Annotated in this window: 10 protein-coding genes and 1 pseudogene; 3 read left to right on the top strand and 8 right to left on the bottom strand. The window is 58.8% G+C overall.

The annotated features are described in order from the left end of the window. On the top strand, positions 1–1119 hold a 1119-nt coding region (locus AO277_RS04525), incomplete at its 5' end, for an MFS transporter (protein ID WP_257214187.1). A gap of 51 nt (positions 1120–1170) precedes the next feature. Beyond that, positions 1171–2016 carry an amidohydrolase family protein gene (locus AO277_RS04520; protein WP_002553950.1) on the top strand — a complete coding sequence of 282 codons (846 nt, stop codon included), beginning with the start codon at positions 1171–1173 and terminating at the stop codon, positions 2014–2016. A 4-nt stretch (positions 2017–2020) separates the two neighbouring features. Here the strand turns inward: AO277_RS04520 and AO277_RS04515 are convergent, their stop codons facing one another. From AO277_RS04515 to AO277_RS04480, 8 genes and pseudogenes are all read right to left on the bottom strand, one after another. Beyond that, on the bottom strand, positions 2021–5059 hold the full coding sequence (locus AO277_RS04515) for an efflux RND transporter permease subunit (RefSeq protein ID WP_044319625.1): 3039 nt from the start codon (positions 5057–5059) through the stop codon (positions 2021–2023). Beyond that, positions 5056–6147: an efflux RND transporter periplasmic adaptor subunit gene (locus tag AO277_RS04510; RefSeq protein ID WP_044319624.1), complete on the bottom strand. Its 1092-nt coding sequence runs from the start codon at positions 6145–6147 to the stop codon at positions 5056–5058. The genes AO277_RS04515 and AO277_RS04510 overlap by 4 nt, the downstream gene beginning before the upstream one ends. Beyond that, positions 6144–7331, bottom strand: a complete 1188-nt coding sequence (locus tag AO277_RS04505; RefSeq protein WP_052834992.1) for an efflux RND transporter periplasmic adaptor subunit — start codon at positions 7329–7331, stop codon at positions 6144–6146. Before AO277_RS04505 ends, AO277_RS04510 begins: the two co-directional genes overlap by 4 nt. Positions 7332–7374: 43 nt before the next feature. Continuing rightward, on the bottom strand, positions 7375–8355 hold the full coding sequence (locus AO277_RS04500) for an alpha/beta fold hydrolase (RefSeq protein ID WP_052834991.1): 981 nt from the start codon (positions 8353–8355) through the stop codon (positions 7375–7377). 430 nt (positions 8356–8785) lie between these two features. Next, positions 8786–10183 (bottom strand): sensor histidine kinase, encoded by a 1398-nt coding sequence (locus AO277_RS04495; RefSeq protein ID WP_044319623.1) that lies wholly within the window; start codon positions 10181–10183, stop codon positions 8786–8788. Further along, the gene (locus AO277_RS04490; protein ID WP_002553943.1) at positions 10161–10844 is read right to left on the bottom strand and encodes a response regulator transcription factor; all 684 of its coding nucleotides are present in this window, start codon (positions 10842–10844) and stop codon (positions 10161–10163) included. Before AO277_RS04490 ends, AO277_RS04495 begins: the two co-directional genes overlap by 23 nt. An 86-nt stretch (positions 10845–10930) precedes the next feature. Further along, positions 10931–11869 (bottom strand): formate/nitrite transporter family protein, encoded by a 939-nt coding sequence (locus AO277_RS04485; RefSeq protein ID WP_002553942.1) that lies wholly within the window; start codon positions 11867–11869, stop codon positions 10931–10933. A gap of 140 nt (positions 11870–12009) precedes the next feature. After that, positions 12010–12619, bottom strand: a pseudogene (locus AO277_RS04480) (nicotinamidase). A gap of 192 nt (positions 12620–12811) precedes the next feature. On the opposite strand from AO277_RS04480, the gene AO277_RS04475 reads away from it, so the two are divergent. Continuing rightward, a complete protein-coding gene (locus AO277_RS04475) occupies positions 12812–14938 on the top strand; it encodes a TonB-dependent siderophore receptor (RefSeq protein WP_044319622.1) in 2127 nt (708 codons plus the stop codon). Positions 14939–15127: the final 189 nt, after the last annotated feature.

Here is a 15127-nt window from a genome sequence, read left to right as displayed (position 1 = left end):
TTTGGTCGGCATACATGCACCTCTAGCTACATGTTATGCCCGAACACAAAATTTCTGACAGTCTCTGTTCGCACGTTGCAATGGATGATCCTGTCGTTTTCCTTCTTCACCTTTCTGTCTGCCTTCGTGACCGGCTTCAATCAGTTATTGATCATCAAAGCGCTGCAGGGCTTTGGCATCGGCGGTGAGTGGGCGGCGGGCGCGGTGTTGATGGCCGAGACGATCCAGTCGCGCTACCGCGGCAAAGTGATGGCAACGGTGCAAAGCGCCTGGGCTGTCGGCTGGGGGCTGGCGGTGGTGTTGTTTACCCTGATCTATTCGTTTGTGCCGGAGGATATTGCCTGGCGGGTAATGTTTTTCGTCGGCCTGCTGCCAGCACTGATGATTATCTGGGTGCGCCGCAACGTCGAGGAGCCGGACAGCTTCCAGCGCATGCAGAAAAACGCTGCTCCGAAGGGTAATTTCTTCAAGTCGATGGCCGGAATCTTTCGCCCCGAATTATTGCGCGTCACCTTGCTCGGCGGCTTGCTGGGCCTTGGTGCGCACGGCGGTTATCACGCGGTCATGACGTGGCTGCCCACCTTTCTGAAAACCGAACGCAACCTGTCAGTGCTCAGCTCCGGCGGCTATCTGGCGGTCATTATCGTTGCATTCTGGTGCGGTTGCGTATGCAGCGGTCTGTTGATCGACCGCATTGGCCGACGCAAGAACATCATGCTGTTCGCGCTGTGCTGCGTGGTCACGGTGCAGTGCTATCTGATGCTGCCGCTGAGCAATACGCAAATGCTGTTTCTTGGCTTTCCGCTGGGGTTCTTCGCCGCTGGCATTCCGGCCAGCCTGGGTTCGTTTTTCAACGAGTTGTACCCGGCAGACGTACGTGGGGCAGGGGTTGGCTTCTGTTACAACTTCGGGCGCGTATTGTCGGCGGTGTTCCCGTTTCTAGTGGGCCATATGAGCGAATCGATGTCGCTGGGCACTGCCATCGGCATCGATGCCGGTATTGCCTATGGCGTGGCGATGGTGGCTGCTTTCTGCCTGCCGGAAACCCGTGGACGCAATCTTGATGCCACGCTGATTGCTGCCGACCCGCTGGATAAGGGCGCAGCGCAGCAGGCTTGAATATCCTTTCACCCGCGGTGTTACGGCACTGCGTTGACTACAGATGAACTCATGACCGACCCCTGTACCACGCCAATCCTGGGCATTGATGCCCATGCTCATGTCTTCAGCAAGGATTTGAGTCTGACGTCAGGACGACGTTACAGCCCGGACTACGATGCCACTGTGCAAGCGTATCTGGCCCACCTGCACGAACATGGTTTGAGTCATGGCGTACTGGTGCAGCCCAGTTTTCTGGGCACCGATAACCGATTTCTGTTCGACGCTTTGGCGCAGGCCCCTGATCGGTTGCGCGGTGTGGCGGTGGTTGATACCGATATCAGCCGTGGTGCCTTGCAGCGTATGGCGGGGCTGGGCATTGTCGGTATTCGCCTGAACCTCATCGGCAGGGCATTGCCTGACTTCACCGCACCTGAATGGAAGTCGTTGTTCAAGAACGTCTGGACCCTTGGTTGGCATGTTGAACTGCACCGTGAGGTTGCGGACTTGCCGGGGCTGATCCGGCAGTTGCTGCCATTCGGTTGCAAGATTGTGATCGACCATTTTGGTCGGCCCGATGCGCGCCTTGGTATTGATGACCCGGCGTTCCAGGCATTGCTGGAGTTGGGCCTGAGCGGGCAGCTGTGGATGAAAGTCTCGGCAATTTATCGACTGGGCGGCACTGCCGAGCAAAATGCGGCGTTTGCCCACGCTGCATTGCCTCTGCTGCTGCAAAGCTTTGGTCCGCGCCGGTTGGTATGGGGCAGCGACTGGCCACACACCCAGCATGAGCAAGAGGTCAGTTACGCCAGTGTGGTCGAGCAGTTCCGGGCGCTTGAGTGCCCGGAACCGCTCAAAAACATGTTGCTGGTCGAGGCTCCTCAGGCCCTGTTCGATTTTCTGCCAATCGAAATCTGACCCGCTAAGCCGCCGGCGGCCTGATCCTGTAGCTCACCACATACAGCGCAGGCAGAAAAAACAACGTCAGCAAGGTGGCAATGGCGATACCGCCGATCATGGCGATCGCCATCGGGCCCCAGAACACCTCGCGGGCAATCGGGATCATGCCCAGGCTTGCGGCTGCTGCGGTCAGCAGAATCGGCCGGCAGCGATGTTCGGTGGCCTTGACCACCGATGTCCAGGCACTCTCACCGGCAGCGATGAACTCGTCGATCTGTGTGACCAGAATCACCGAATTGCGAATAATGATGCCGATCAGCGCCAGAACGCCAAGAATCGCGACGAAGCCCAGCGGATAGCCGGATATCAATAACGCTGCGACCACGCCAATCAGGCCGAGCGGCACCACGCTGACCACTAGCAGAAGTTTTTTGACACTGTGCAGCTGGATCATCAAAAAGCTCACCACCAGCAGCAACATCAGTGGCACGACCTTCAATATGGGCCCTTGCGAGCGGGCGCTGGCCTCGACCGCACCACCAGTAGCCAGCGAATAGCGTAGTGGCAGGCGGGCGCTGAAGGCGTCGACTTCCGTTTTCAATTGCCTGACCAGCGCGGCCGGTTGCAGTTTTCCGAGCACGCTGGCTTTAAGGGTGATGGTCGCCAGCCGGTCGCGACGCCAGACCAGCGGCTGTTCCTGCTCGTAGCTGAGCGTGGCGAACGCCAGCAGCGGCACGCTCGCACCGTTGGGTGTCGGGATCTGCAGGTTGCCGAGGCTTTGTACCGAGTTGCGCTCATCGTTTTCTGCGCGCGCGACCATGTCGATCAGGTAGGTACTGTCGCGCACCTGAGTGATGGTCGTTCCGCTGACCATACTGTTGAGGATTTGCGCCACGTCTTCCGAAGACAGGCCGAATTGACGCACCTTGTCCTGCGCGATATCAATCTTCAGCACTTTGCCCGGCTCGTTCCAGTCATAGATGACCTGGCCGATGTTTGGGTTGGCGTCGAGGATGGCCGCCAGTGCCATCGCCTGGCTGCGCACTTGTTCGATGTCCGGGCCGCTGACCCGGTATTGCACCGGCCAGCCCACTGGCGGCCCCATGTTCAATGGCTGGACGTAGCCGCCCACCCCGACATAATCGTCACGAAAGCGCTGGCGCAGACGCTCGATCAGACGATCACGCGCTGCGCCGCCCTGGCTCACGATCACCAGTTGCCCATAAAAGGGATTGCTCAGTTGCTGGTCCAGTGGCAGGTAGAAACGCACCGCACCTTTGCCTACATAGGAACTCCAGCGCAGCACATCGGGATCGTTCTTGAGCGTGGCCTCAAAGCGATCCATGGTCTGGCGTGTGCCTTCGATGGAGCCGTTTTGCGGCATATAGATATCCACCAGAATTTCCGGGCGGTCGGAGTCCGGAAAGAACTGGTTCTGCAGCATTCTGGTGGCAAACAGTGAGCCGATGAACATCAGCAACGTGATGCCGATCACCCACCAGCGGTGCTCCAGGGTCTGGATCAGCAGGCCGCTGAAGCCGCGCATCCAGCGCCCCGGCGCGGCATGCGGCGCCGACGCCTTGAGGATATGCACGCCAATCAGTGGCGCAAACAGCACCGCCACCAGCCAGGACAGCAACAGGGCCACGGCGATGACTGCGAACATGGTGAACACGTATTCGCCCGCTGAACTGGAATTCAGGCCGATGGGCACGAAACCGGCAACCGTCACCAGCGTGCCGGTCAGCATCGGGAAGGCCGTCGAGGTATAGGCGAAGGTCGCGGCCTGTGGCAACGAATCGCCGCTTTCCAGGCGGGTCACCATCATTTCGACGGTAATCATGGCGTCATCCACCAACAGCCCCAAGGCGATGATCAGCGCACCCAGCGAGATGCGCTGCATGGTGATGCCGCTGTACTCCATGAACACAAAGACCAGCGCGAGCACCAGTGGAATCGAACAGGCCACCACCAGACCTGCGCGAATGCCGAGGCTGATGAAGCTCACGACCAACACAATCAGGATCGCTTCAAAGAGTGCATGGGTGAAGCCGCCGATGGCTTTTTCAACCACGTCGGCCTGGCTGGACACCAGATGCACGTCGATGCCCAACGGTAGCTCGGTAGTCAGCTCGTCGATGCGCTGCTGCAACTGCGTACCGAATGCCTGAATGTTGCCGCCTTGCTTCATGGCCACCGCAAGCCCGATGGCCGGTTGGCCATTGAAACGGAACAGCGAGGAGGGCGGGTCAGCGTAGCGGCGTTCGATAGTCGCCAGATCGCTGAGGCGAAAGAACCGCTCACCAAAGCGCAGATTGACGGCCTCAAGGTCCTCTTCACTGCTGAATTGACCGCTGGCGCGTACCGCAATGCGTTCCGGGCCTGACTCAATCACCCCGGCGGGCGTTACCGAGTTTTGCGCTTGCAGGCTTTGCAGCACCTGGCGCTGATCGATGCCCAACGCCGCGAGCTTGCGGATCGAAAAATTCAGATAAATGACTTCGCGCTGGGCACCGAGCAGCTCGATCTTGCCCAGGTTGGGCACGCTGCGGATATCGGCGCGCACCTGTTCGACGTAATCGCGCAACTGGCGGAACGACAGGCCGTCAGCGGTGAACGCATAGATACTGCCGAACACATCACCAAACTCGTCGTTGAATGCAGGGCCCTGAATGCCGCTGGGCAATTCGCTGCGTACATCGCTGATCTTCTTGCGTACCTGATACCACGCTGCCGGGATGTCGGCGCTACGGGTCTCGCTTTTGAGGAAGACAAAAAGCGTCGATTCGCCGGCCAGCGTGTAGCTTTTCACGTAATCCAGCGCGTCGATTTCTTCGAGCTTCTTTTCCAGCCGGTCGGTGACCTGTTGCAAGGTGTCGGGCAACGTAGCACCCGGCCAACGCGCCTGAATGACCATGGTCTTGATGGCAAAGGAAGGGTCTTCCTCGCGGCCCAGATTCAGAAACGACCAACTGCCCATCAGCAGTGAAACGAACATCATGTACCAGACCAGCGTGCGATGCCTGAGCCCCCAGGCCGACAGATTGAAACGCTCCCTCACAAACTGACCTCTCGCTGCATGCGTATTTTCTGTCCGGACTGCATGCCGTTAACGCCAGCAGTCACCACTTTTTCGCCCTCGTGCAGCTCGCCGCTGATCCGTACCTTCGAGCCCGTGCGCGTCAGTACCTGCACCGTGCGCGCAACGAGTGTCGAGGTCGATGGGTCGATGACCCATACCTGAGACAGACCGTCGCGCTCCACAACGGCGCTGCCGGGCAGCTCGTGAAACGGCGGTGCGTCGCCGCTGATTTCGACCGTGACCGTCGAGCCCGGACGAAAGCTGTCGGGCATGTGCTGCATGGCCAGACGGACACGTTGAGTGCGGGTTTCGGCGTTGATTTGCGGTGCAAACTGGCGGACTTTTGCGGCCACTGAGACTTGCTCATCGAGTTGCGAAATCACCCTGATGCGCTGATTGTCATCCAGTGCCCCCAGCGGCAAATCGACCACCGCTTCGCGGCTTTCCGGACGCGCAAGGCTGACCACTGCCTGACCGGTCGCGATGACCTGACCGACTTCGGCTTGCCATTCGGTGATCAGGCCGTCGAATTCGGCTGACAGGCGCGTGTAGGACACATGGTCAGTAGCTTGTTGCAGCGCAATGCTGGCCTGACTGCGAAGTGCGTCCTGAGTGCGCACTTCACTGTTCAACTGGTCCAGACGCGCCCGCGAGCCGATACCGCGCTCGTAGAGTTGCTGGTAACGCGTTTGCTCATCGCGCGCCTGCTGCCAGGCAGACCGGGCTCTGCCGAGTTCTGCCTGGCGGGCACGCAAACGATGTTGCTGATCGCCTGGCTCCAGCGTGGCGAGCAGATCGCCTTTGCGCACTCGGTCACCGACCTCTGCGTGCCGGGTTGCCAGTCGTCCGGCCACACGAAAACCCAGTGCTACCTCGTATTGCGGCTGGATGACTCCGGCGAAGCGCGCATAAGAGGCGCTGCGCTGATCGGCAATTTCGGTGAACAGCACGGGCCGCTCGACCGCTTCGCGAAGCGGTTTGTCGCGGCAGCCCGGCAGCGTCATGATCAGCAAACAGAGCAGCCAGCAAGCATGTGTCGGTCGTGGTTCTGCAGGTGTGCTGCTCATTGCCCAGGTGCCGATGACGCCAACGAGACAGCCACCTCGACTGGCACTCGCTCGGCGACCTCGACCCGTTGCCCCGGGTAGAGAAACTGCAGCCCTCGGGAAACCACCCGATCCCCCTCGGACAGCCCCTCGGAAACGATCACCTGGCCCTGTTCATAGCGCAGCACGTTGACCCGCGTCAGCTTGACCCTTGCCTGAGCGTCCACCTGCCAGACTGCCGGTTGGCCCTTGGCGCGGCTCAGCGCTGACCAGGGCAGAGCGTACGCCCGTTGTGACCGAACCTGCAGGCGGGCGCTGACCACTGAGCCGAGTGCAGGTGCAACGGCGACGTCCGGCAGCGCAACGCGCACTCGCAATGTGCCGTTAGCGGCGGAAACGATGGGCGTGATTTCCCTGATGATGCCGGTCAACTGAATGCCCTGTTCAGCGATAGGGCTAATGATCACCGTAGCGCCTGTCTGATCGGAGCGCAGCAGCGATTCATACACGTAAAATACCGCTTCGCGTTCGCCATCGTGAGCGACACTGAACACCGGTGCGGCGGCCTGGACCACCTGACCTTCTTCGGCATGCCGTGCAGTGATGACGCCATCTGCTACTGCGAGCAGTTCGGTGTAACCGACTTGATCACGTGCATTGGCCTGTTGAGCTTGCAGCGCTGCCAATTCAGCTCGCGCACTCTCAAGGCCGGAGCGTGCCTTCTGGTATTCACTGAGATTGGTATAGCCCTTGGGCAGCAGTAACTGCTGACGCAGGTAATTTTGTTCGGCGAGGTATAAGCGCGACTGTCGCATGGCCACTTCGGCATTGGCCGACGCCAGCTCGTTCTTCTGTTCTTGCGGGTCCAGCCTGGCAAGCACTTGCCCGGCACGCACGCGGTTCCCGACATCCACGTAGCGTTTGATCAGCTTGCCCGACACGCGAAACGCTTGCTCGGTTACTTTGCGCGCCTGGATATCGCCTGTCAGCGCCACACTGCTTGAGACGTCCACCAAGGCAACTGGCTGCACCTCGACTCGCACCAGCGCCTTTTCTGCAGGTTTCCCTGCGGAACAAGCGCTGAGCGAGAGCAGTGAAATGAACCCCAGCACCAGGCCGGGCTGAACAGGTATGAGGTGCGATGGCCGGACATTTCCGGTAGCACGGCAGTACCAACGCAAGCGCGTTGCAAAGGGAAAAGTCATCAACGAATAGCACTGCCCGATCAAAGAAACCAACACCGGTGAATCACTGCGTCACGCCGGAAAAGCTGAACGGCTTCCCGGGCGCAGGCGAGCGTGTTTCAGGCATCGCGGTGACGCTTGGCCACACCTGTTGAGTGGCTTCGGTGCCCAGGAACGTCAGTGCGGTGCGTTGCGAGTGGTGCCACGCCGCCTTGCTCTCCAGATCCAGAAAGTGCCCGGTGTCCGGAACGACGTTGAAACTGCTTTTGGCGATGTAGTTGGAAAACATCCGCGCATCTTCAACGGTGGTGTACTCATCTTTTTCACCGTTGATGAACAGCACCGGAATCTTGATCGAGGAAAAACGCTCGACGTAGTTAGTGGCGCTTAGTTTGCGAATCTGGCTGATGTGAAAGTCGATCTGGCGATATTCGTGTTCGGCAAGGCTGATCAGGTGCTTGTAGTTATAAAGTTTGAACAGGCGCGGCAGGTACTTGCCCACGGTGTCATTGAGCAGTGAGCCGATCTTGCGCTTCTCGCGGGCGGCCAGATAGATCTGGGCGTTATCGATGTAATCGAGCATGGCCTCGTTGAGGACCGGCGAGAACGAGCTGATGATCGCCTTCTCCACGGATGGCGGGCACTCGGAAAGGGCCAGCAGGGCCGATACACCGCCCCAGGATACCGACAGCAGGTGGTTCACCTGATAAAGGTCGATCAACTGCAGCAGGATGTTTACTTCATCTTCCTTGCTGACAATCATGTCGTCCGGGTTGTGGGCTCGGGACTGCCCCGAAAACGGCAGGTCGAATAGTACGAGGTTGTAGTGCGGTTGCAGGTACTTGACGGTCTGCCCGAAAGAGCCGGTGGTCGATAACGCACCGTTGACCAGCAAGATGGTCTTGGCCTCGCTGCCTTTCCAGTAAGTCTCGGTGTAAACCTTGTACTGACCTACGCTTAAAATCTTTGATTGTGCGCCCATAACAGCCTCCCAGCCGATGTTGATCCAACTAATTAGTACAGCGTTCTCTGCTTTGGCAGCCATGTCAAAGCCTCGCCTTGTTAGTGGCGAAATCCGGTGAGTTATTATTTTGGGTGCAGCCAAGCGGTGCAGCAGGAACCTTGTTTGCCCGGTTATAATAGCGCAGCGCCAGCGAAGCGACAAGACGCTGACGTCTTAAAAATGTCTATTCGTTCACATTTTGCCTGGAAGGCGAAGAACCGCCATCTGCTCGATGGGGTGATTTATTCGGGGAAAACCGTCATATAAAGCCAGAAAAGCGCATTTATTGAGTGGAACTTGTGAGCGCTGAAACGGTCAAGCTACAGCGGTTTTTGAAATATATTGTTACAAATTAGCGCTTGGCAGGCTGCGCCAGATAACTATCGAAAGCTCTGGAACCACTGACCCAGACGTTTCAAGCTCGTCAAAAAGCAGGCACGTAGTGTTTTGCGCAGGGGATCGCGATTGAATCTCAGGCCAGAGTGTTTACGGTGCGACATTCCAGCAACAAGCTTGCGCCGCCGTATTCGCTGATGCCTATTTGCAGCGTAAAACCATGCAGATTGACGATAGCGGCGACTACGGAAAGACCGAGCCCGAAGCCGCTCTGTTCAGTGCCGGTTTCGCTGCGATAGAAGCGCTGGAAGACGGCTGCGCGCTCGGCGACGGGGATGCCGGGCCCAGAGTCCTGTACTTCAATGCACGGCGTGATGCCGTCGCTGGAGGGGTAGGCGCTGATTTTTACAATCCCGCCGGAAGGGGTGAACTTGATTGCATTTCCCAGCAGGTTGGTCAGCGCTTCAAACAGCAGGGCTCGGTCGCCTACCAGCGTGGGTAATGTGTCGTGCAGGTCCAGCAGCAGGGTGATCTGGTCTTCTTCGGCCAGTGGCAGGTAGAAATCATGCAGTTCCTGCAACAGTGGTTGCAGCTCCAGCTCAATGAACGCCGAACGTCGCTGGCGGTCTTCCAGTTCCGAAATGCGCAGCAGCCCACGGAAACGCGCCATCAGCGTGTCTGCTTCACTGATGACCTGGGCAATCTGGGTGGAATGGGGCGAATCTTGTGCTGATTGCTGCTGAATGCGATAAAGCTGGGCGCGCAGCCGGGTCAGTGGCGTGCGCAGGTCATGGGCGATATTGTCGCAGACGCCCTTGACCTCGTTCATGAGCTTTTCGATACGGTTGAGCATGGCGTTGACGATCACCGCCAGCATGTCCAGCTCATCACGTCTGTTCGAGACCGGCAGTCGGCCAGCCATGTCGCCGGCGATGATTGATTCGGCGCTGGCCTGAATGGCGCGTATGCGGCGCAACGGGCGGCGGCGCAGCAAATGCCAGCCGGCGACCCCGGGAATAATGGTCAGAGAGATGCCCCACAGCAAGGCATGCAGGATCAGAGTGCTGACGGCAAGCAACGAGCCATTCTCGCGCACCAGTACCAGCCAGCGCCCGTCGGACGTTCGGTTGACTATCGCATCACAGCTGCCTTGCGGCAGGCCCGGGTCATCCGATTCGATGCAGTCGCTCAGTACATGGATCTGGCCGTCGATGGGCAGGTTTTTCGGCACACGGGTGATGGGGCCTGCCACGGGACGAAAGTTTCGGTCGAACAGGCCATAAGCGTCCACTGCGCGCGTATCGAAGGTCATGCTGGTGGCCAGAGCATCAACCAGGGCCTGACCTTCAAAGCGCGAAAACAGCTGCTGGCGGTGAGTGAGTGACTGGCGGGCGAGGTTGTCCAGGTAGGAGTTGACCTCCCAGTAGAGGACGCCCAGCAGCATCACGCTCCAGGCGACAAACAGGGAACTGTATAGCGCCAGTAATCGGCTTGTTGAAGATCGCCAGCCCTTAGACGGGTTCGGCAATAACATAACCTGAACCTCGCACGGTCTGGATCAGCTGTGCGGTGCCAGGTTGGTCTATCTTCTTGCGCAGACGGCCAATGTGCACGTCGATCAGGTTAGTGCCCGGATCAAAGTGATAGCCCCAGACTTCCTGGAAAATCATCATGCGGGTGATGATCTGGCCGCTGTTGCGCATCAGGAATTCCAGCAGCTTGAACTCGGTGGGCAGCAGGGTCAGCGGCTCACCGCCACGGCAGGCTTCGCGGCTGATCAGGTTCAGTTCCAGATCAGCGACCTGTAGCACTGTCTTGCCCGCGCTGACCGGGTTGCTGCGGCGCAGGAGCACTTCGACACGCGCCGCCATTTCGTCGGAAGCAAACGGTTTGGGCAGATAATCATCCCCACCTGCACGCAGCCCGCGCACCCGCTCGTCCACGTCGGAAAGAGCGCTGATCATCAGGATTGGCGTGGCGATACCCTGGGCGCGCAGATGGGTGACGATGGTCAGACCATCCATCTCCGGAAGCATGCGGTCCAGAGTAATCAAGTCATAGTCGCCGCTCACTGCACGTGCAAGACCGTCACGGCCGTTGTCCACCCAGTCCACTTCCAGTCCGTGGTTGCTGAGTTCGGTCACGATTTCCTTTGCTGTGATGGCATCATCTTCGATTGCCAGAATTCGGGTCATGGTCCCTGCCTGAATAAGTGCGTTCAAAAACTCATTCTGCCTTTAAAAGCCACTGCGCTTCCTGAAAGAAAGTTTAATGATAGGGATCATATGTCATTCTGCATGCTGATATCCGCGTCCTTGAGCGTTTGCTGCTGCTTTTCCCGGCGGCTTTTTTCTGCCTTGTCCTGACGATCGCGTTCCAGTTTGGCGGTCGTGTCTTTTTCGCTGCGGATCTGTGCATGGCTGATCAAGGCAAAGATAAAGCTGCCACCAATGATATTGCCTGCCAATGTAGGGCCGGCAAAGGTAAACCAGAAATCCTTCCAGCCCAGCTCTCCGGCAAATACCAGATAGGACACTTCGGCCGAGCCCACGACAATGTGCGTGAAGTCCCCGAGCGCCATCAGGTAAGTGATCAGAATGATAATGGCGATCTTGGCATTTTCCATGGATGCAATCATCCAGACCATGGTCGCGATCATCCAGCCGGACACGATGCCCTTGGAAAACATCTGACTGACGTCGTTTTCCATGACCTTGTGGCCAATCTCCAGAAATGCCTTGTCTGTACTGGTGTCGAAAATCGGCAGATTGAGCATGACATACGCTACCAGCAGCGTTCCTGCGAGGTTGCCCGCCAATACCACACCCCAGAGCCGAAACAATCGACCGATGTTGGCCAGGTTCAACTTGCTCATGACCGGCAGCACGGCGGTAATAGTGTTTTCAGTGAACAATTGCTGGCGCGCCAGGATGACCGCGAGAAACCCGGCCGAATAGCCAAGGCTGCTGATTACGTGACTGCCGGGTATGCCTTCCAGCCGCGACTTGAACAGCCCCATCGCCATCAACGACAGGCCCATCGTCAGCCCGGCCGCGAGCGCCGACCACCACAGGGCGGCAACACTGCGCTCCAGTTCGTGATCGCCCTGAATACGGATGGTTTCGTGCAGCACCGCCGCGCGGGGCGGCTGGTTCTCATCAATCTCGCGCTCTTCCTCGGCTGACAGGCCGGGGGTCTTGCCGTCTACTTCGTGATCCATACAACATCCTCAGCGCCAGTGATGAAAGGGACCGGCACGGGCATTGCCGGTCCGATGGTTCAGACAGGCGCCGCGCGCGGTCGTTCGCTAACAGCGGGACGTATCAACGATTGTTTGCGCCGGTTGCAGGGTGCGCCCGTCTAGCCCAGCAGATCTGAGCTTTGCACGCGTTCTACACCCATGCTCAGGAGGGTCTTCCAGGCATTCTCCAGCGAGCCGTTCATGTCGATGGCGCGACAGCCATCTTCGATGACATACGTATTGAAACCGGCACTGCGTGCATCCTGAGCAGACCAGGCGACGCAGAAATCCAGCGCCAGACCGACCACGAATACCGTGTCGATGCCGCGCTCTTTCAGATACCCGGCCAGTCCTGTGCTGGTCGTGCGGTCTGCCTCCAGAAATGCCGAATAGCTGTCGATATGCGTATTGCAGCCCTTGCGCAGGATCAGTTGTGCNGTGGCTGCCTTGCACGCAATGGTCCGGCCACAGGGTTTGCGGGCCGTAGGGCAGGGTGATGCTCTCGAACGGCAGGCGCTGAGCGTGGCTTGAAGCAAACGAAATATGCCCGGCAGGATGCCAGTCCTGCGTAATGATCACTTGGGCAAAACGCGCGCCCAGACGATTGATCAACGGCAGCAACGCGTCGCCGTCAGCCACCGCCAGTTGTCCGCCGGGCATGAAGTCGTACTGCATGTCGATCACCAGCAAAGCACAATGCGGGTCGGCGGGCTTGTTGGAAAGAGGCATTGTCGGTTCTCTTGTCAGGTGCGATGAGCGCCAGTTTGCCTGTTTGTCCCCACGGTTGCGAAATGTGATGCGCAGCATGGGCAAAAGATATTTTTGCGAATTTGTATCAGGTGTTAATACGAATCTGTACTATTCGCGAAAAATCCTGCCGGGTCCCAAGAGGCCTGGTTTCTTGCCAAGGGCTGCACGTCGATGCGTCGTACTCTCGTTTCACTTTGCGTCATTCAAGCGATCTCTCAAGCCGCCTGGGCTGACCAGGTTACTGCCGGGCAACCTTCCGTAGAGTTGCAGAATATCGACATCCAGGGCGCTGCCAATGCCGAAACGGCGCAAGGGCCGGTCGAAGGCTATCGGGCCACACGCTTTGCCAGCGCCACGCGCACCGATACCTCGCTGCATGAAACGCCACAGTCCGTCAGCGTTGTGACCCGCGACGCGGTAGAAGACATCGGTTCCACACGATTGCAGGACGCTCTGGACTACGCGGGTGGCGTCGGGCGGGCCAACAACTTCGGCGGTCAAGGGCTGACTACATTCACGGTGCGCGGTTTTACCACCGGCGAGTTCTATCGCAACGGCTTCCCGATCAATCGCGGCTATCCGAACATGCCGGATGCCAACACCATCGAGCGCCTTGAAGTGTTGCGCGGTCCGGCCACCACGCTGTACGGCCGGGGCGATCCGGGCGGCACCTTCAACGTGGTCTCCAAGCAGCCACTGGCCGAGCGCAAGGTCACGCTGGGCAGTCAGCTCAATGATCAGGGCATGAAGCGCGGCACGCTGGACGCGTCCGGTCCGCTCGATGACGAAGGGCGTTTCGCCTATCGCCTCAACGTCGTGGGCGAAGGCGGCGATACCTTTCGTGATCACGTCGAGACCGAACGCTATGGCGTGGCTCCGGTTTTGAGCTGGGAGGTCAACGACGTCACGCGCATTACCTTCGAAGGCGACTTCATGCGCAACAATGCACCGCTGGATCGTGGCCTGACGCGTTATGCCAACCAGACGAGTACCGCCTCGCGCGATACGTTCTTCGGTGAGAAGAGCGTGGGCAAGCTGCATAACGACAACAACATGGCTCAGTTGCGCTTCGACCATGACCTCAATGCCGACTGGAAGCTGGGTGGCGGCGTCCAGATTCTCGACGGTTCCCTGCAAGGCAATGCCATCGAGGCCAACGGCCTGGCGGCAGATGGTCGCACCCTCGGGCGCAACTTCAACTATCGCAAGCTGGAATGGACAGATCGCGATGTGCAGTTGAACCTGACCGGGCACTTTTCCGCCGGTGGTTTCGACCACACGCTGCTGACCGGGGTCGAGTATGAGGATTATGACTACAAGTCGATCATCCAGCGTTCCAGCGGCGCCGTCGGTGGCTACCCGATAGACATCTTCAACCCTGTCTATGGCCAGGCCCGGCCAGCACTTACCCGGACCACGACCCACGACAAGGAAAACCTCAAGACCTGGGCTGCCTTCGTGCAGGACCAAGTGGCGCTGACCGAGCGCCTGAAGCTATTGGGCGGCGTTCGTCTGGAACGTTTTGAACATGATTACGATTCCTTCCTGCCCGGCACCAGCAGTTGGACCGCCAGCGATAATGCCGTCACACCGCGTGTTGGCCTGAGCTACGACCTGACCGACACCATCGCTGTCTACGCCAATACCGCACGTTCATTCAAACCCAACAGCGGCGCGAGCCGGCTGGGTGGCGGCTTCAAGCCGGAAGAGGGCAAGTCTTACGAAATCGGCACCAAGTGGGAAGCGCTGGAAGGCCAGTTGAGTGTTGATGCGGCGATCTACCAGATCGAGAAGCGTAACGTGCTGACCACCGACCCGGTTGATTCCACATTCAGTGTAGCGGCAGGCGAAGTGCGCAGCCGTGGCCTGGATCTCAACGTGGTCGGCAACCTGACGCCCGAATGGCGGATGATGGGCAGCTACGCTTACGTCGACGCCGAAGTGACCAAGGACAACACCCTGCGCTCCGGCACACGGTTGATGAACATCCCTGAGCAGACCTTCAGCCTGCTCAACGTCTACGAGTTTCAGGAGGGTGCCTTGCGCGGCCTGGGTCTGGGCGGCGGCGGTCGTTATGTCGACCAGCGCGCCGGGCGCACCGCCAATGTCGCCTTTTCGATGGACAGCTACACCGTGTTCGACCTGCTGGCCTACTACAAGGTCAACCAGCACGTGAAGCTCAACCTGGACCTGAAGAACGTCTTCGATACCGAGTATGAGGAAGGTGCGTTTGGCAACGTCTATGCGTATCCGGGGGCGCCGCGGACGGTGCAGGTGGGGATTGCTTATACGTTGTGATGGTGCAAGTACCTGAGATGCAAAGCCTGGCCCTTTGAGGGTCAGGTTCAGCAGCGTGTGTGATGGATACCGGACCCTGATCACGCGCCGTATTGAATCATAAGAACTGATCTGACCGGAGTATCAGTTTTTTTGTGTTCGGGCTGGTTAGGGCCTGCCGTCAGGCAGGCCCTTGTTTTACCAGCTCGG

This window comes from Pseudomonas amygdali, from assembly GCF_002699855.1.
Lineage (GTDB): Bacteria > Pseudomonadota > Gammaproteobacteria > Pseudomonadales > Pseudomonadaceae > Aquipseudomonas > Aquipseudomonas amygdali.
This window is presented reverse-complemented; position numbering and strand designations above follow the sequence as displayed.